Source organism: Marinobacter sp. AL4B, assembly GCF_019916045.1.
GTDB lineage: Bacteria > Pseudomonadota > Gammaproteobacteria > Pseudomonadales > Oleiphilaceae > Marinobacter.
Window position 1 is genome coordinate 973,195 of the sequence record NZ_JAILWZ010000013.1, and the last position, 16,092, is coordinate 989,286.

The 16,092-nt window shown below is 54.4% G+C and carries 17 protein-coding genes; 8 read left to right on the top strand and 9 right to left on the bottom strand.

What is annotated here, in order from left to right; all coding sequences use genetic code 11:
- The first annotated feature begins 7 nt into the window (after nucleotides 1-7).
- Nucleotides 8-421, top strand: coding sequence for a response regulator (locus K5L82_RS14760; protein WP_133006882.1), 414 nt, complete (start codon nucleotides 8-10; stop codon nucleotides 419-421).
- Nucleotides 422-449: 28 nt separating this feature from the next.
- On the opposite strand, the gene K5L82_RS14765 is transcribed toward K5L82_RS14760, so the two are convergent.
- A complete protein-coding gene (locus tag K5L82_RS14765; protein WP_133006881.1) occupies nucleotides 450-722 on the bottom strand; it encodes a hypothetical protein in 273 nt (90 codons plus the stop codon).
- Nucleotides 723-1,277: 555 nt separating this feature from the next.
- Between K5L82_RS14765 and K5L82_RS14770 the strand changes: the two genes are divergently transcribed.
- Entirely contained in the window at nucleotides 1,278-1,514 is a 237-nt protein-coding gene (locus K5L82_RS14770) for a hypothetical protein (RefSeq protein ID WP_223134661.1), read from the top strand.
- On the opposite strand, the gene K5L82_RS14775 is transcribed toward K5L82_RS14770, so the two are convergent.
- A complete protein-coding gene (locus K5L82_RS14775) occupies nucleotides 1,483-1,995 on the bottom strand; it encodes a hypothetical protein (protein ID WP_223134952.1) in 513 nt (170 codons plus the stop codon). The two genes, K5L82_RS14770 and K5L82_RS14775, sit on opposite strands and share 32 nt — an antisense overlap.
- A 148-nt stretch (nucleotides 1,996-2,143) precedes the next feature.
- Here K5L82_RS14775 and queC point away from each other — a divergent pair, with 148 nt between their 5' ends.
- A complete protein-coding gene (queC, locus tag K5L82_RS14780; protein WP_223134662.1) occupies nucleotides 2,144-2,809 on the top strand; it encodes a 7-cyano-7-deazaguanine synthase QueC in 666 nt (221 codons plus the stop codon).
- A complete protein-coding gene (gene queE / locus K5L82_RS14785) occupies nucleotides 2,809-3,468 on the top strand; it encodes a 7-carboxy-7-deazaguanine synthase (protein ID WP_133006878.1) in 660 nt (219 codons plus the stop codon). The genes queC and queE overlap by 1 nt, the downstream gene beginning before the upstream one ends.
- A gap of 10 nt (nucleotides 3,469-3,478) precedes the next feature.
- On the opposite strand, the gene K5L82_RS14790 is transcribed toward queE, so the two are convergent.
- The 4 genes from K5L82_RS14790 to K5L82_RS14805 all read right to left on the bottom strand — a co-directional run bounded on the left by K5L82_RS14790 (nucleotide 3,479) and on the right by K5L82_RS14805 (nucleotide 8,325).
- On the bottom strand, nucleotides 3,479-4,522 hold the full coding sequence (locus K5L82_RS14790; RefSeq protein ID WP_223134663.1) for an AraC family transcriptional regulator: 1,044 nt from the start codon (nucleotides 4,520-4,522) through the stop codon (nucleotides 3,479-3,481).
- Between the two features lie 137 nt (nucleotides 4,523-4,659).
- On the bottom strand, nucleotides 4,660-5,547 hold the full coding sequence (locus tag K5L82_RS14795; protein WP_223134664.1) for an alpha/beta fold hydrolase: 888 nt from the start codon (nucleotides 5,545-5,547) through the stop codon (nucleotides 4,660-4,662).
- A 114-nt stretch (nucleotides 5,548-5,661) separates the two neighbouring features.
- On the bottom strand, nucleotides 5,662-7,413 hold the full coding sequence (locus K5L82_RS14800; protein WP_316933406.1) for an ExeM/NucH family extracellular endonuclease: 1,752 nt from the start codon (nucleotides 7,411-7,413) through the stop codon (nucleotides 5,662-5,664).
- A 12-nt stretch (nucleotides 7,414-7,425) separates the two neighbouring features.
- Nucleotides 7,426-8,325, bottom strand: coding sequence for a helix-turn-helix transcriptional regulator (locus tag K5L82_RS14805; RefSeq protein ID WP_223134665.1), 900 nt, complete (start codon nucleotides 8,323-8,325; stop codon nucleotides 7,426-7,428).
- Between the two features lie 242 nt (nucleotides 8,326-8,567).
- Between K5L82_RS14805 and K5L82_RS14810 the strand changes: the two genes are divergently transcribed.
- The 4 genes from K5L82_RS14810 (at nucleotide 8,568) to K5L82_RS14825 (ending at nucleotide 13,064) form a co-directional block, all read left to right on the top strand.
- Nucleotides 8,568-9,851, top strand: a complete 1,284-nt coding sequence (locus K5L82_RS14810) for an MFS transporter (protein WP_223134666.1) — start codon at nucleotides 8,568-8,570, stop codon at nucleotides 9,849-9,851.
- A gap of 143 nt (nucleotides 9,852-9,994) precedes the next feature.
- The gene (locus K5L82_RS14815) at nucleotides 9,995-10,420 is read left to right on the top strand and encodes a MarR family transcriptional regulator (protein WP_133006873.1); all 426 of its coding nucleotides are present in this window, start codon (nucleotides 9,995-9,997) and stop codon (nucleotides 10,418-10,420) included.
- A gap of 3 nt (nucleotides 10,421-10,423) precedes the next feature.
- Nucleotides 10,424-11,815, top strand: a complete 1,392-nt coding sequence (locus K5L82_RS14820) for a DHA2 family efflux MFS transporter permease subunit (RefSeq protein WP_223134667.1) — start codon at nucleotides 10,424-10,426, stop codon at nucleotides 11,813-11,815.
- Between the two features lie 190 nt (nucleotides 11,816-12,005).
- A complete protein-coding gene (locus K5L82_RS14825) occupies nucleotides 12,006-13,064 on the top strand; it encodes a L,D-transpeptidase family protein (protein ID WP_223134668.1) in 1,059 nt (352 codons plus the stop codon).
- Nucleotides 13,065-13,113: 49 nt separating this feature from the next.
- Here the strand turns inward: K5L82_RS14825 and K5L82_RS14830 are convergent, their stop codons facing one another.
- From K5L82_RS14830 to K5L82_RS14840, 3 genes are all read right to left on the bottom strand, one after another.
- Nucleotides 13,114-13,395, bottom strand: a complete 282-nt coding sequence (locus K5L82_RS14830; RefSeq protein WP_133006871.1) for an Lpp/OprI family alanine-zipper lipoprotein — start codon at nucleotides 13,393-13,395, stop codon at nucleotides 13,114-13,116.
- A 214-nt stretch (nucleotides 13,396-13,609) separates the two neighbouring features.
- On the bottom strand, nucleotides 13,610-14,158 hold the full coding sequence (locus K5L82_RS14835) for a murein L,D-transpeptidase family protein (RefSeq protein WP_133006870.1): 549 nt from the start codon (nucleotides 14,156-14,158) through the stop codon (nucleotides 13,610-13,612).
- A gap of 123 nt (nucleotides 14,159-14,281) precedes the next feature.
- Complete coding sequence (locus K5L82_RS14840; protein WP_133006869.1) at nucleotides 14,282-15,994, bottom strand: potassium/proton antiporter; 1,713 nt, start codon at nucleotides 15,992-15,994, stop codon at nucleotides 14,282-14,284.
- Nucleotides 15,995-16,092 lie beyond the last annotated feature (98 nt).

Here is a 16,092-nt window from a genome sequence, read left to right on the forward strand (position 1 = left end):
CTGTGAAATGAGTGATCTTAGAGTCTTGGTGGTTGAAGACGAACCGTTGATGCGCGAACGATTGGTCGGCATGTTGCATAAAGCGGGTGCGACAGAGGTTAAAGAGTGTGGAGATGCCGCGTCAGCACGTGCTGCGTTCGATGCCAGCGAATTTAATATTGTATTACTGGACCTGGGCTTGCCGGACGGTAACGGCCATGAGTTGATGGCCGCGTTTAAAGCGGAGCGAAAGGAGCAACACATTGTGTTGGTAACGGCTGACGACTCGATTGAGAGTATTCAAAGGGCGATCAGCGCGGGTGCAAACGGTTACGTTGTAAAACCGTATTCACAGGAAAAAATTCACGATGTGGTTAATAACTTTGCCATGGTGCATGGTGGCGATATGTCCGTTATTGAAGGACTGAACCGGCACCATTGACCGGTTCAGTCGCTGACCAAGCTATAACTTACGCGACCTGGCGAGCAATCCATGAATTGTAGCGGGTTGCCAATGCTTTGACGTACCGAGCCTCGGCACCGTCGAGGTTGCTCAAGACTCCGTTAAAAATCCAGCCTCGTTCATAAACACCCAGTACGCGCTGTTCGTCGTCCAGATTGACGCGCTGATTCAGCTTCTTGCAAATGGCATCGAGCAGCGGCAGCTTCTCTGGTCTTCTGACCGAGGCATTGCGGTTGCTGCTTGGCTGGTTAGCGGCCCGCCTCATTGGTTGTCTTTTCATTGTCTTCTCCTTGCCTTTTGCTGCTGCAACAACAGAAAACCCCGGAGCTTGAAGCAACCGGGGTTTGGCAGAGAAGCTGCCCCGGTCGCTGCAATGGCTCCCGGGACTTGACCGAAAGCCGTTAGATGTCTTTCACCATGGCACGCTGGGCCTGCCCAATCGGGCAACCTGCGAATGTGTAAACATTGTGTTGGAAACGCATGATGGTCATATCAACTCTTAGAATTCGGTTCAGCTGTCAGTGTATAGCCAATTGCAGGGTTTGCAATAGCCTGGCCTATTCGGCAAACGCGTACAGACAGTTTTTCGGTTAGACCCCATAATTCTCATCGTCACGTGTTTTTACGTTGTGTAATCCGCGACACCTGCCTGGTGTCGATTGGATCTCTCCTTTCTGGCGCAGTCTTATGACTGCGCTTTTTTTTGCTTCAGAAAAAGTCATCTCGGTTAGTTCGTAGCCACTAGTTCGTACAGCATTAATGTTCCAAATTGGTGATAATTTGAGCACTAAAGAACATCAAACTGAAATGAACGAAGAGGTTGAAACCTAAGAAAATGCCCGAAGACCGCGCACGCGCCGTTAAGATATTTGTGTCTGACTTTATCGTGGAAATTGCTCTGGTTATTGCCGTTGCTGTGTACTTTGCGATGGCTCAAGGACAATCTGTTGGTGAGAACCTGACCTTCACTATGGTCGGCGCAGGATTGATGGCTGTCGCGACATACTGGACCTTGCACACTGCACGCAAAGGTCTGGAAGTTATCGCGCTTCGACTTCATCCGAGCAAATAATACGCTGCCAGGTCTGATGAAGGATTAAGGCATCGTTAGAGGCCCTGTGAACCGGTAATCCCAGCTGTTCAATCACTTGCTGACGAATAGCTGGCCATTGTCGGACCTGTTCCGGATTGAGCAGCGAAGACACCGATTCCAGTTGAAAGGCGGGCGTCATGCCCGCGGCACGGAACAGCCGGTGCAGCCAGAAACTGTCGAAGGTCCAAGCATCACAGAAAACCTGCTCTGGCAGTATCGCATTGAGCTGCTCGGCAATATGCCAAATGGAATGACCCTCTTCTTCGAGTTCTTGACGACTGATACCGTGAATCGCTTCTGCCCGAGACGACCAGTCGTGCCACGTTTTGTGCGGATCAATCAGCCAGCTGTGCTGGGTACCATCCGCCAAGCACACGCCCACCTCGATCGGATAGCCTGCGATCAAATCCAGACTGGATGCTTCGAAATCGATGAATGCCGGTTTCGTGGTAACGGTCATGAATAAGCGCTGATTGTTGCCGATTTTCACCCGAGTTTACTCCTGATCTTTCTTCTGTGCGAACCCAACAAGCCGCAGCGCTGTTACAATGTACCCTCGCTATGTATAACCTTGATGACAAATCCTCTTTTAACCCGGTGACCGTTCCATGACTGACACAGTTGTTGTTATTTTTTCCGGAGGCATGGACTCCTTTACTCTGCTTCATCTTGCCCGTGCCCGGGGCCACAAGGTGCATGCCCTGTCGTTCAACTATGGTCAGCGCCATGTGCGTGAACTGGACGCTGCTCGGGCCGTGTGTGAAGCCGAGGGGATTCCTCACAAGGTCATCGACATCCGGGCGATGAGCGAGGTGATGTCGGGGTCGGCTTTGACCTCGGATGCTGAAGTGCCCGAAGGGCACTACGAAGAGGACAGCATGAAAGCGACGGTTGTGCCCAATCGCAATATGATTCTGCTGTCACTGGCTACCGGTTATGCTATCACCGTGAATGCACAAGCCGTTTGGTACGGCGCTCACGGTGGCGATCACGCAATCTACCCAGATTGTCGCCCCGAGTTTGTCGAGAAAATGGATGCGGTATGCCGGGTGGCCAACTACGAACCGGTCGCCGTGAAAGCGCCGTTTATGGCGTTGGATAAAGGCGAGATTCTGGCGGAAGGGTTGAAGCTAGGGCTCGATTACGGTCAAACCTGGACCTGTTACAACGGGCGCGAGAAGGCTTGCGGCTTGTGTGGTTCCTGCGTTGAGCGGCTGGAAGCATTCGCTACCCACGGCATTGAAGACCCTTTGATGTATGAGCGTGGTATCTGATGTACCGGGTTAAAGAAGCGTTCTACACCTTACAAGGCGAAGGTGCCCAAGCAGGCCGCGCCGCGGTGTTTTGCCGGTTCAGTAAATGCAACCTGTGGAACGGGCGTGAGCGTGACCGCGTCAGCGCGGTGTGTAATTTTTGCGACACGGATTTTGTCGGAACCGATGGCCAGAATGGTGGCGTCTTCGAAACGGCTGAAGCACTGGCCGCGCATATTGGTGCACTCTGGCCTGAGGGGTTGGGAAAGCCATACGTTGTGTGCACCGGTGGTGAGCCGCTCTTGCAACTGGATGCAGAGTTGATTGCGGCATTTCATGACGCGAACTTTGAGGTAGGTGTCGAAACCAATGGTACCTTGCCTGCGCCCGAGGGGATTGACTGGTTGTGCGTCAGCCCCAAGGCAGATGCAGAGGTGGTGATTACGGAATGCGATGAGCTGAAACTGGTGTATCCGCAACCGCTGGCGATGCCGGAGCGGTTCACTGGGCTTATCCAGGCAAATCATTACTTTTTGTCGCCGATGGCCTCGCCTTCGATACCCGAACAGGCAGCAGATCCAGTCAAACAGAGTAATACCCGTAAAGCGACGGATTACTGCCTGGCCAACCCCCAATGGCGATTGACCTTGCAGATGCACAAAATCATCGGCATAGACTGACGGAGGGGGATCAGGCCCGCTTCGCCAGATTCGAGTTTGCGATTCTGTACTGGCTTGGGCTGTTCCCTGTCCAGCGCTTAAATGCCCGAGTGAAGTTCGCCGCATCGGCATAACCCAGAGCATCGGCAATCTGGGTCAGGTTCATCGAGGTGTTCTCCAGCAAGTCCTGAGCGCGTTCCAGACGCACTTCGTCCACAAGACTCTGAAAACTGGCGCCTTCCTCTTGTAAACGCCGTTTCAGTGTTCGCTCCGAGACGAAAAGCGTACTGGCCGCCCGAGCCAGTTTGGGCGGAAACGGGTGGCTGGCTTCGATTACTCGACGCACTTTGCTGGCCACCCCGGCGACCTCTCCTAGCTCTTGCAATGCTTGTTCGCACTGCTCTCGGGATGTTTCAGCTAGATGTTGATTGGCGAAGCGGGTTGATTGGCTGAGATGGCTGACGGGCACCACCAGGGCGTCTTCGGTTGCACCGAACTCAACGGGCACGCCAATCATGCGTCGGAAACGATTAAAGTGGCTCGGTTCTGGCCCTCGCCTCATGATTCTCAAGCCCGGCAACGTGGTGCCAAGGAGCTGTGTCCCCATAGATATGCAGCCGAACAACACGGCATCCAGAATAAAATTGAGAATCGAGCCGAGTTGAGTTTCGCAATTCACGGCATACCAGACGCTGGTCCCGGTCATGTGCTTTCGAACTTTTAGATGGGGCACCCGAAGCGTTAGATAGCGAGTCATTAGCTCGAGGGCTTCTTCAAGCGTGCGGCTGCTCATGATTGCCGTACCTAAAGCGCCGTGTAACGGCAGTTCAAGTTCTCGTGCCAACAAGATGCCCAGCCCTGGTTCGCCGCTTTCAACAATGGCTCGGGTAACGAATTCCGCAGCCTGAGCCTCGCTGACTCTGAGGTCGGTGGATTTCAGCCGCGTTGGGTCCAGTCCGACGCGTTGAATCAAGTCCCTTTCATCCACTCCAATAGTGTGGAGCAGCTCGGCCAGAGTGTGTAGATAGATGGCCGGCATGCCCAGATCCTGTGTGTTAGAAACTGAGACGCCCATGAGTTTCCTCGATCGTGGCGGTTATTGTTATGTATGTGGCAAAGATTATGGCCGCTTCGTGGCCTTGGTCCCATGACTTGGATGACGGGTCAATTAGCTGAAGAGGCCAATTCGGGGTGGTGCCGGAAGTAATCGACCTAGTTATTGTGGTGCTCGATAAAGCTGGACAACACCGCTGCAGAGCGCCTTGGGTTCTCGAGCATCGGAAGGTGACCAACACCGCGAAAGACCTGTATGTCAGCTTCCGGTGTGGCGGACTTGAACCAGTCAACACAGCGTGTAGGAGTAATGGTGTCTTTGTCGCCCCATTGCACTTGAAGCGGGGGCGTTTGACTTCCGAGATACCGGGTGGGTGCCATCGGGTCTGCAACCATGTCGTTAAAAATATGCTGCAATGAATGCCGCCGTTTCATCAGATCTGGGCCGAGCAAACCGGTCATAGCGATGCCGGGTAGCGTCGGTTTGCCACTCCCGACGCTGTTGAACATACGATAAACGCCCGCCCAATCCTGCGGAATGAGTACGGAATCTATGGTCGGGCGTGTGGGTGTGTTTTGTACCATGCCGGGAGACTCCGGGATGCCTGCGCTGTTCAGCAGGGTGAGTGTGCGGGGAGGTGCTTTAAGTTGGTGAGCCAGCAACGCGGCAATCGCGCCCCCCATGGAACTCCCGGCAATATGCAGGTGGTTGCTGCTGTATCCGGCCAGCCACTGACTAAGACGCTGGGCCTGGCTTTCATAGCCGTAATTAGCATCAGGGCGGTATTGGCTTTCGCCGAGCCCCGGTAAATCGGGCACTAATAAATGCCAATGCGAAGGTAATTGTTGCATCCAGAAGGCCCAGTTCTCCTTCATAGACGCAAAGCCATGGAGGAGGACTAGCGTAGGTGCGCCCGGCTGTGCTTGACCTCGTTCCAAAAACACCATTCGGTGACCATCCACCGAGGTTTCTCTGCGTTTGGCCCGTAACAGCAGGCGTTGGCCAGTGCGAGCTAATGGCCAAACGTTGGGCATGGGAAGTTTCATGGCAGATTCACCTGATCACGATGCATGGAATGTCAGTGTAACGGGAAGAACGATGGGTGCTATTGCTGCGAAGCCTGGTACTGCAGGCAGCAAGGTCACTTGGGTGGCTGGGTGTTAAAGCCGCAGATCGGTGATCACAGGATTGTGGTCGGAAGTCCGCCAGGGACCGTTAAGCTCAGGGGCGCTCTGGTAGCCCAGTGCCCGGGGTTCATCGGCGTTAATGTTCCAAATGTATACGTCTGCGACGTGAGGCATGAGCGCTTTATTGGCAAGCGCATAATCCAATGAGCCCTTCTCGCCTCGATAACGATAGCTGTGATATCGGCAGTCGTCGGGCTGACATGGGTGAAAGTGATGTAGCAGACTGGTGAAGCCAGCGGCGTAAAAGGTATCTAACGGCGTTTCTTGAGCATAGCTGTTGAGATCACCGGTGATAAGGGTGCCAGCCAGATGATCTGCCGTGGATAAGTTGGAAAGCCAGCCGATGATGGCGCGTGCTTCGCGGGTGCGGTGGGCGCTGAAGCAGCTTTGGCCGTCGTTCTGATCGGAATTTGGCCCCTTGGCGTTGCGGCAGGATTTCGATTTCAGATGAGGCACCACTACCCGTATAGCTTGGCCCCCCGTCACAGGCGTAAATATCTGCGCCAGCGGCGGACGACCTCTGTGTCGGTAAATGTCTTGTTTTAGCCGCAGCGCTTTGCCTTCGGGCCGTACCCGATCGTTGCGGAACACAAGGGCTGTTCGAATGGCATCGGAGCCGTCCCGTTTGGGCGTTTTTATAAAGTGCCAGGCTGGTCCAAGCGCCTGTGTGAATTGGGCTAACGCGCTGCGTGGGCCATAGCCATCGTTTTCAAGTTCCGTGACTGCCACGATATCCGGAGCAACCTGATGGATGGTGCCGACCAGACGGTGGAGTTGGTTGTTATGGGCGCTCAGGGTTTTGGCACCCCTGGGGGTTGGAAAACCGCCACGCTTCCCGTCGCCGTTGAAGTAGTTCTGAAGGTTCAGGGCCATGATCCGGGTGATATCGCCCGAAGGCTTAGGTTGAGCATCTGGCCTTGGTTCCGGTCGGGAAAACCTGGGATTGTCGTCGGGCTGAACCCGCCACTGGCCAAATCGGTAATCCAGCACACCACGGACCTTAGTCACCTGATCGCCGGCTCGGACCGTGTTGTCCTCACCCAGATCAAGCCAAGGCGTCGGAGCGGGGTCTTGGATGCTTTTACCATCGTCCAGAAGAACGCGATGCTCATGGTTTTCGAGCCTTTTCTGAACCGCCTGGTCACCGGGTGCCAGATACTCCGTAGGGATAATTTGATCGACTTTGGCCAGCGTCAGCTCACCAAAACGGGCCAGATTTTGATGTGCTATGACGGTCAGCGGAGCATTGAATGATACCCGCATATTTTCAAAGCTTTCCGGTGCTTGTGGCCACGGCAGCGAAAGCTCAACGGGCTCAGGGAGTGACGTCTGGCCGCAAACGGTGAGCCGGCTGACTTTCACCAGTTCTGTCAGGTCATGGAACTCTTTGACGATGCCGGTCAGTCGCAGCCGTTGGCCGGGGGTGGCCTTGCGGCGAGTATAGACGAACAGTGCTTCCGAGGTGGCCGGGTCGTTGTCCGTTTCTGCATCCGTTTGTTGAATGTAAAAACCGTTAAAGCCGTCTTGGTCGCTGGATGTGTAGGTTACAATGCCTTCGATCGAGACGGTTTGGCCCACCAGCGGTGAATGTGAACTCGCACTCTGGATCTGGTGGATAGCGGTGGCGGGTGACCCGCACTCTTGTGCAGCGGGCGCTACCGGGCTGGCTGTCAATAAAAACAGCCCGGCGACGGCGAGGAACATTCGGAAGAAAGGCTTGATCACAACGCCTGTCTGCTAAAGACCGGCGACCGCTTTAAGGGCTTGTTCACGTTTGCTTCCAAAACCTAGCTGGTCTGGGTTGACCAGTTCCAGTTGCTGCACCAGAGGATCCGGGTGGTCGCGGTCAAAGGTAATGCCCAACTGTGACAGCACGTAGGGCGCAAGGGCTGCACGAGTTTCAACCTGCAGGCTGCCATTCTGCATGCCGTAGTCACGCGCTACGATTTGTTGCTGGGCATCGGTTAGCCGTTGGTCCGGTGCGATATCAAGAGTTACTCGGCGCTGCCAGTCTTCATCGTGCTGAGCGTTATAGCGAGCTTTTTGGCGCAGTGCTTCCGGGGTGCTCTGAAAACGGCTGAGCGCGAAATCACGGAACTCCCGGTTGGAGCTGCACCAGGCACGTAGGTGCCAGTTGTTCCCTGCGCACACCAAAGAATGGGGTTCGAGCACACTCTCAACGGCTTCGGGGCGGCTGAGCGAAACGTAGCTGGCTTTGAGCAGACGCTTGTAACGAGTGGCGGCGACCACAGCGCGCATGGTTTCTGGCGCAACGTATCGGCCGGGGCCGGTAATAACCTTGTTCCCGGGCATTCCCAGTTCAAGCTCGGCGAGAGAATCATTGAGATTCTGCTGTTGGGCAAGCAGGTCCTGATATTCAGAGGCTTCGCCATGGGTAACCACAGGCTTGAAGTGGCTGGATGGCACATAGCCTTTGAGATGCCGGTCGTACACCAGGTTACCGGGTGCCACCTCTCGCAAGTAAGTGTTGATATCCTTGGAGGCCTGCTGGCGACCAATGCCGAAACTGTGGCAGATATGGTTGGTGGTCAGGCGTCCTTCCCATAGTGCTACGGTTTCGATGAGTCGATAGCGAAGCAAAAGATCCCAACGAATGGGCCAATCCGTTTTCTTCATAACCAGGCGCTCACAATTCCAGAAAATAGCTTCTTAATTATCTTACCCGTTAAGGGTTTAGGGGTCTGTTACGGCCCATTAATGTAAAACAATGTCAAATTAGGCCCAGTGTAATACAAGTCTCGGCATCTCCCTAGTTTCGGCTATCCCATAGACTGATTAAATGCTGGTCAACCGCCCAAGGATAATGCTGCTATCCTTCTCTTGAGCATGCCCACCTTGTCGATTATGCGGAGTCAGTCATGACCCGAATGGTAGCTTCTTTATCAGCACTGCTTCTGAGCATTGTCTTTCTAGTTAGTGGTAATGCATTTCTGATGACGCTGCTTGGCATTCGGCTGAGTATCGAGGAAGTGTCGCCAGATATCATCGGTTGGATTCTGGTGTGCTATTCCATCGGATTTGTCGTTGGCACCCTCTATGTCCATCGCATCATAGGCCGCGTGGGTCATATACGAGCGTTTGCCGTCTTTGCAGCAATGGCTGCCGCTGCTGCGTTGTTGTATCCGATGGCTGTGTCGGCCTTTTTCTGGGCGGCATTGCGAGTATTGTCGGGCTTCAGCGTCGCAGGGGTATTGGTGGTTATCGAAAGTTGGTTTTCTAGTCGCGCAACCAACTCCAACCGCGGCTCAATGTTCGCGGTTTATCAGATTGTGTTTTACCTGTCGGCAGCCGGTGGCCAGCTCGTGGTGAATGTAGGCAATCCTGCCGACTTTTTGCCATTTTCTTTGGCCGCCATCCTGCTGACGTTAGCCGTCATTCCGTTGTCGCTAACCCGAATGGAAGCGCCTGCGATAGAACACACCAATCGGATGTCGGTGTTCAAGCTGGCCCGGGAATCGTTTTCAGGTGTCGCGGGGGCCTTGGTGAGCGGGGTGATGATTGGTGGTTTTTACGCGCTGGGGCCGGTGTATGCCACCTTGGTGGGGCTGGATGTTGGAAAGACTTCTACTTTTATGGCTTCGGCAATTGTCGCAGCTATGTTATTGGCGTGGCCCATGGGGCGCATCTGTGATTTTTTTGATCGCCGCCGGGTTATGTTTTGGGTGGCTCTGATGGCTTGTTCGGCGGCCATTGGGGTTGCGGTGGTTGGCGCAGAGAGTTTGTTGATTCTGACTCTGCTGGTCGGACTGTTTACTGGTTTGTCCGCCACCCTGTACCCCATTGCTGTAGCGATCACCAACGACCGAATGGACAGCAATCGTATTGTGGCCGCCAGCGCGACACTCTTGCTCAGCTACGGTATCGGCAGCGTGATTGGGCCTATTACCATGGCTGAATTGGTCAACTTGTTGGGTCCGTCCGGACTGTTTTACGGCAATGCTGGTTTTCTAATCTTGCTGGCCGTGATTACCCGCTACCGGATCACGCAGACCGATGACGTTCCGGTGAATGAACAGGAACACTTTGTGCCTGCGATGCCGGAAGCTTCCGCGGTGCTATCAGAAATTGATCCGCGGAATGAGGAATTCTGCGAGTCCCCCGAAGCCGAGACGATGCAGGAGGAGATGCGCTCCGCTCATTAGGGAATTTCGTGCGTTTTTGGGGTTGGTTTCGCATTTGAATCTTTTCTCATTCCAACCGGTAGCTTACTATTGGTGAAAGTCTTGTACCGTTAGCGTCTTGCCCTATCTATAAGCAAACGCGACGTCATTGAGGAGTGAATATTGTGAGAGATCAATTTCCGTTTGCGGTTGCCCGTGTTACTCGCCGCTGGCGCAAAATGCTGGATGAGCGCTTGAAAGATCTGGGAGTTACTCAAGCTCGCTGGAGCACCATGGTTTATCTGAAGGAAGGTGGCGAAGGTCTGACCCAGCGAGAGTTGGCCAGTTTGATGGCGATCGAGAACCCAACGTTGGTTAGGCTGTTGGACAGCCTGGAGCAGCAGAACTTGATCGAGCGTCGCGCCTGCCCTAAAGACCGTCGTGCCCGAAGGTTGCACCTGACTGATGAGGGGGTGAGCTTTATGGAGGAATTGACCGAACGCGCAAACGAACTTCGTGAAGAAATGCTCGACGGCATTTCCGACAAAGAGATCGAGAGCGCACTGACTGTATTCCATAAGATCATGGAAAACGCAGAAGCGCAGAAATAAGCTTTGGCGGATAATACGATTGCCGGGCTTGAGGCCCGCTACGGTGAACGTTGGCGGTGGCTAGCTGTTGCCACTGTTGTACTTGGCACGATGGCAACGGTACTCAGCGCGACTGTCGTCAACGTCGCGCTTCACGATATTATGCTGGAGTTCGGTTTGCGCCAAGGAACCGTTCACTGGTTAGCCACCGGTTTTATTGCGGCTATGACCACCACCATGTTGGCGTCCGCTTGGTTGCTTGACCGCTTCGGTGTGCGTAAAACCCTCGCGATCGCAATGGCGTTGTTTGCTGTGATTTCGGTGGCCGGTGGTTTTGCCCAAACCCCAGCCCAATTGATCTCTGCTCGAGTGGGCCAGGGTGCTATGGCGGGTTTGATGCAGCCGATGGGCATGTACCTTGTGTTCCGAATCTTTCCGGCCGATCGGCGGGGTCAGGCCATGGGTATATACGGCATGGGTGTCATTTTGGCGCCTGCGTTGGGGCCTGTGCTCGGTGGTTTTCTTGTCGATCAATTCAATTGGCGTTATGTCATGTTCGCCCCTGCCCCGGTGACCTTAATAGGTGTTTTGATGGCCTGGCGCTTTCTGCCGGTTCCTGTATCCCGGCCTGCGCGTTACGCCTTTGATTGGCCGGGGTTGGTGATGTTGGGTGCGATTGTCGGCTTGACCCTGGATACCCTGACACGGCTTCAGATGCTCGAAGGCCATGAACTTAGGTTGCTTGTGCAGGCCGTTATGGTCTTGCTTCTAATGATGACCTTCATCAGACGTGAGCGAACAATCAAGCATCCGCTGGTGAACCTCGCGTTGTTGCGACAGCCTGTTTTTCTGTATGCCACCATCGGTGCTATGGCACTTGGGCTGGCGCTTTTCGGTTCTACTTATCTCATTCCACTTTTTGTGCAAACCACGTTGGGATTTTCGGCTACCGAAGCAGGTTTGCTGATGCTGCCTGCGGGTGTGGTGCTTGGCTTTATCTTCCCGCTCTCCGGCCGGCTAGCGGATAAGCGGAGTGCACGCAGTTTGGTGTTGTTCGGCATTGGCGTATTTGCGCTTTCCGCGGTTCTGTTTGCCTCAACAGGGCACTTTGCCGGTTTTGGTTGGCTGACGTTGTGGGCAGTGCTTGGTCGTATTGGCATAGGTTTTATGTTGCCAGCTCTCTCAATGGGTGCCTTAAACCCATTGCCGCCGGAACTTATGGGTGCAGGCTCCAGCAGTATCAATTTTGCCCGTCAGCTTGGTGGTGCGTTGGGTGTGAATATGGTGGCATTGACCATCGAGTTTGGTGAACATCAAAATGGTATACCTACGCTGCAGGCGTTCGAGTCTGCTTGGTGGTTGGTCGCCACTTTCGTCGCGCTGGCGGCCATACCGATCTGGAAAATGCGCGTTTAGTCAGCGTCTCCGCGTTACGAAACGGCAAGATACCCGCGATTGTCCACCGCCGATGGATGTTGACGGCGATTGATGCCGATATAATAGGCAGCTCTTGTTTAACGAGAACGCGTCCCGGCGATCCAAAATGAACTCTGAAGCCGAGTACCGGTCAGTCTTACCAACCGGCCCTGAACCGATGTGGAGTGTTATGCTGTTGAAATACGTTGTTTCTCTGGTGCTGAGCCTTGCTCTATGGGCTCCTACGCTGGCGGCGGCCGAAACCAGCCAGGCATCGCCTGCTGGAACGTCTAAGGATGCGAACAGCGCCAAGGTTGATCGCTCACCCCGCGTGCCTACCTTTTCCCTGAACGGCGATCTGGCCGGTGATCTGCAGGTGTTCACCACCGCCTATGAAGATACCTTTGCCGGTATCGGCAACGAGCTGGCCTTGGGGTATCTGGAACTGGTAAAAGCGAATCCGGGGATTGATCCGTGGTTACCGGGGGAAGGTACCCATATTACCTTGCCGAGAATGTATGTACTGCCGGATTCCAATCGCGAGGGTATCGTAATCAATCTGGCGGAATACCGTCTCTATTATTTCACCGACAGCGGTGTGCAGGTGTATCCGGTCGGAGTAGGCACGGAGGATAACCCATCTCCGCTGACCAACGCCAAGGTCACCATGCCGTTGGAATCACCAGCCTGGTATCCACCCGCAAGCATCCGTGCGGAGTATGAAGCATCCGGAGATTATCTGCCGCGGATGATTCCACCAGGGCCGGACAACCCCTTGGGTTCGCACGCTCTGATGCTTAGTGAAAAAGGCTATCTGATTCATGGCACCAATAAGCAGTTCGGTGTCGGAATGGCGGTTAGCCACGGTTGTTTTCGCATGTATAACGAAGACATTTCCCGCTTTGCTTACCAGGTATCCAAGGGCACACCTGTGCAGGTGATCCGTGAGCCGGTGAAGGTTGGCGCTTCTGGCGGTGAAATCTGGCTGGAAGTGCACCGTCCCCGTGAAGATTACACGGCGGAGGATCGGGAAGAGCTATGGCGTGAAACCATGGTGAAAGTCGAAGCATTCCAGAAGCAGCATCCGAATACTCAGGTTAAACGAATGGCTATTGAGGTTGCGGTTGATCAGGCTGATGGGATTCCCAGAATGATCGGTGAGAAGCTGACGCAAGTCGCTGCGGATGAGAGCACGGATAAAGCTAAGCCCGAAAAAACCGCAACATCCGGGCAAACCCTGTATTTCTGACACAAAAAAAGGCCGGTTTTACCGGCCTTTTTCGTGCTAAACGTTAGCCTTACTTCTGGCTAGCGCGCTGCAGCATGCGCTTGGCGCGCTCGTTCGCTTCGTTAGCGGACTTCTGAGCGGCACGGGCAGCGGCCAGAGCTTCTTCAGCAGTCTGCTGAGCAGTGCGAGCAGACTTGGAAGCACTGTTCGCAGTGTTCAGAGCGTTGTTAGCAGTTTGCTCGGCGGAGCTTGCAGTTGCATTCGCTTCGTCGATAGCAGCTTGATCAGTTGTGGCACAACCTGCAGTTAGAGCAGCGGCCATTGCAAACCCAGCGATCGTCAGTTTACGCATAGTAAATCCCCTTATTGGTCGTTTTATTTCCTGAGACCCGGAAGTCAGTCGGACGACTTCCTGTCAGTCAAGCCAGTAGGCAATGACTACCGGAGTCGTTAAACAGTGTAAAACACTCTGGAAGAAAATGTTAACTGCGTATACGGGAATTTGCATAGCTCATGACAGCAACGTAATGCACTGATGTCATGGCGTTAATCATCGATTGCGACGTTTAGGGCAAAATCCTGATCGGGGTTCCGTCATCAACCAGCTCCCAGATCTCGTCAATTTCTTCATTGGTCACCGCAATACAGCCGTTGGTCCAGTCCAGCCCCGTGAAGGCGAATGCCAGATCGCCTGCGTCATTGGGCAAGCCGTGAATCATGATGCTTCCACCAGGCTTCAGACCCCACGCTTCAGCCGCTTCTCTATCGTCCGGATTGGGGTAAGAGATGTGAATTGATTTGTAGAAATCGCTGTTGGAGTTGCGCCAATCAAGGAGATAGCTGCCTTCGGGCGTACGTTCATCGCCTTCGTAGAGCTTGTGGCCGACAGGGTTGTCACCCAACGAAATCCGGTAACTTTTTACCTTTTCTTCACCGTTAAGCAAGTACAGGCGGCGCTCGTTTTTCTTAACCAACACTTCGGTGATATCGAACGACAGAGGCGCTTTGGGTTCGGGCAGAATCATCCGCTCGTCGGCCCGAGCTAGCAACTCGGTGGCTGCCACTAAGCTTGGCAGAACAAGGAATAACACTGGCAGAAGGGATCGAAAAATCATAAAGCCGTACTATCGTCAGAACGTTAAATTTTGTACATGGAACTTATAGCATAGGGTGCAAGGGTGTGGGTAAGAGGATTTTGTTACATTTGTTGGCTTTACGTACCCTTGCACAGTTTTCGGTCAGGATTCCATTTTGAGGCCGACTTTGGTCACACGATCGGCCTCAATCGCTCTGGCAACTAACGAAACTGGGCCAAGGGTCACAATATCGCCGACCACCGGATGCCCTTTGGTGCGCTGGGCAAAGCACTTGGCGAGCGTCAGCTCTGAAGGCATTTCTTTGAGTTCGATGCCATAAACCTGTTCGACATCGCCGAGCAAAGCGTCTCCATTGAGCACGAAGTCCCCGAAGAAGGTCCGTTCCGCCAGGTGTTTGGGGATGTCTCGTGTGCTGAGCACCTTACTGAGTTCCGTCACGCCCACGGGTGTTGCGAACAGTGCGAGTACATCTCCGGCGCTGACGGTTAAGTCTGGACGTGGCTGAAGGCATTCACGGTTGCGAAAAACACCGGCGATAGCGGTGTGATCGGGCAGGCGCAACAAGCTGATCTCTTTCGGCTGATTCCAGCTCTTACCGCGAAGGGGAAAAAGCATCAGTTCGTGGTCCCCTGTGGCGGGGACATCCAGAGGAAACCGCCGGAAAGGTGCTTCAGTCGCTGGCACTTCCAGTTTTAGTTTTCTGGCCAGAGGCGCCATGGTAGTACCCTGAACAAGAAGCGAGACGAGCACGATAAAGAAGGCCGCGTGGAATACCAGCTTGGCGTCTGGTAATCCGGCAAGTACAGGGAAAAGGGCAAGTACGATAGGTACTGCGCCGCGCAAACCCACCCAACTGATAAACCCAATTTCTCTCCGGTTGAAACCGAACGGCCAAAGGGTGGCAACCACGGTAATGGGGCGGATCACAAAGATCAGAGCGAAGGCCAGAATCAAGCCGCTTCCAACCAGCGGAACCAATTCCGATGGGCTAACCAGCAGGCCGAGAATCAGGAATAGGCAAAGCTGTGCCAGCCAAGCCAGTCCGTCATGGACCTGAAGGATCAGGGGCATCATTTTCACCTGACGGTTCCCAACAACCACGCCGCTTAGGTAGATGGCCAAGAAGCCACTGCCCCCCACGGCATTGGTGGCCGCGAACACCGCCAACCCCGCCGCTGCTACCAGCAGAGGATAAAGCGCAGGGGTTAGATGAATCCGGTTTACCAAAGCCACAATCAAATAGCCGCCCAGCAAGCCGGCTGGGGCGCCAATGCCAAATTGCTGAAGTAGCATTAACAGCCCGGAAGCAATGGCCCCGTCTTGATGTTCGCTGATGAGAGTGACCAGCATCAATGTCAGGAAGATGGCCATCGGGTCGTTGCTGCCCGACTCGATTTCCAGGGTTGCGCTCACCCGTTCGTTCAGATGCAGGCCTCGACCTTGCAACAATGAGAATACGGCGGCTGCGTCGGTGGATGAGATAATGGCACCGATCAGTAACGCCATTAGCCAATGAAGGTCGAAGACCCACCAGGCAACAATGGCCGCGCCAACGGCGGTCATGGCCACACCCATCGTGGCCAGTAGTAATGCCGGTTTCAGGCCGACCCGGAAGGTTTCGGCCCGGGTGCGCATGCCGCCATCCAGCAGGATGACCGCCAGAGCCAAACTCGCGATGATGACCGCAAGCTCGACATCGTCAAACTCGATACCGCCAGGACCGTCTTCGCCCATCAGCATGCCCACACCCAAAAATACCAGAAGGACCGGCATGCCGACCCGGCTGGAAAGGGGGCTGAGGACGATACTGAAAACCAGCATCAGGGCGCCGATGAGTGTGAACGTGGGATCCATGAGACTCCAGATCAGAAGGTATGCCCGAGCTTCGGCCCAAACAAAGTGTTGCTTAAGTTGGCATTATGCAGGGGGACTTACCGCATTGATAGCGTCCC

Coding starts and splice junctions, on each gene's coding strand:
- K5L82_RS14830 (WP_133006871.1), bottom strand. CDS start 13,395: ATGCGTAAACTGACGATCGCTGGGTTTGCAATGGCCGCTGCTCTAACT.
- K5L82_RS14825 (WP_223134668.1), top strand. CDS start 12,006: ATGCTGTTGAAATACGTTGTTTCTCTGGTGCTGAGCCTTGCTCTATGG.
- K5L82_RS14795 (WP_223134664.1), bottom strand. CDS start 5,547: ATGAAACTTCCCATGCCCAACGTTTGGCCATTAGCTCGCACTGGCCAA.
- K5L82_RS14775 (WP_223134952.1), bottom strand. CDS start 1,995: ATGACCGTTACCACGAAACCGGCATTCATCGATTTCGAAGCATCCAGT.
- K5L82_RS14760 (WP_133006882.1), top strand. CDS start 8: ATGAGTGATCTTAGAGTCTTGGTGGTTGAAGACGAACCGTTGATGCGC.
- K5L82_RS14770 (WP_223134661.1), top strand. CDS start 1,278: ATGCCCGAAGACCGCGCACGCGCCGTTAAGATATTTGTGTCTGACTTT.
- queE (WP_133006878.1), top strand. CDS start 2,809: ATGTACCGGGTTAAAGAAGCGTTCTACACCTTACAAGGCGAAGGTGCC.
- K5L82_RS14835 (WP_133006870.1), bottom strand. CDS start 14,158: ATGATTTTTCGATCCCTTCTGCCAGTGTTATTCCTTGTTCTGCCAAGC.
- K5L82_RS14840 (WP_133006869.1), bottom strand. CDS start 15,994: ATGGATCCCACGTTCACACTCATCGGCGCCCTGATGCTGGTTTTCAGT.
- queC (WP_223134662.1), top strand. CDS start 2,144: ATGACTGACACAGTTGTTGTTATTTTTTCCGGAGGCATGGACTCCTTT.
- K5L82_RS14790 (WP_223134663.1), bottom strand. CDS start 4,522: ATGGGCGTCTCAGTTTCTAACACACAGGATCTGGGCATGCCGGCCATC.
- K5L82_RS14805 (WP_223134665.1), bottom strand. CDS start 8,325: ATGAAGAAAACGGATTGGCCCATTCGTTGGGATCTTTTGCTTCGCTAT.
- K5L82_RS14765 (WP_133006881.1), bottom strand. CDS start 722: ATGAAAAGACAACCAATGAGGCGGGCCGCTAACCAGCCAAGCAGCAAC.
- K5L82_RS14810 (WP_223134666.1), top strand. CDS start 8,568: ATGACCCGAATGGTAGCTTCTTTATCAGCACTGCTTCTGAGCATTGTC.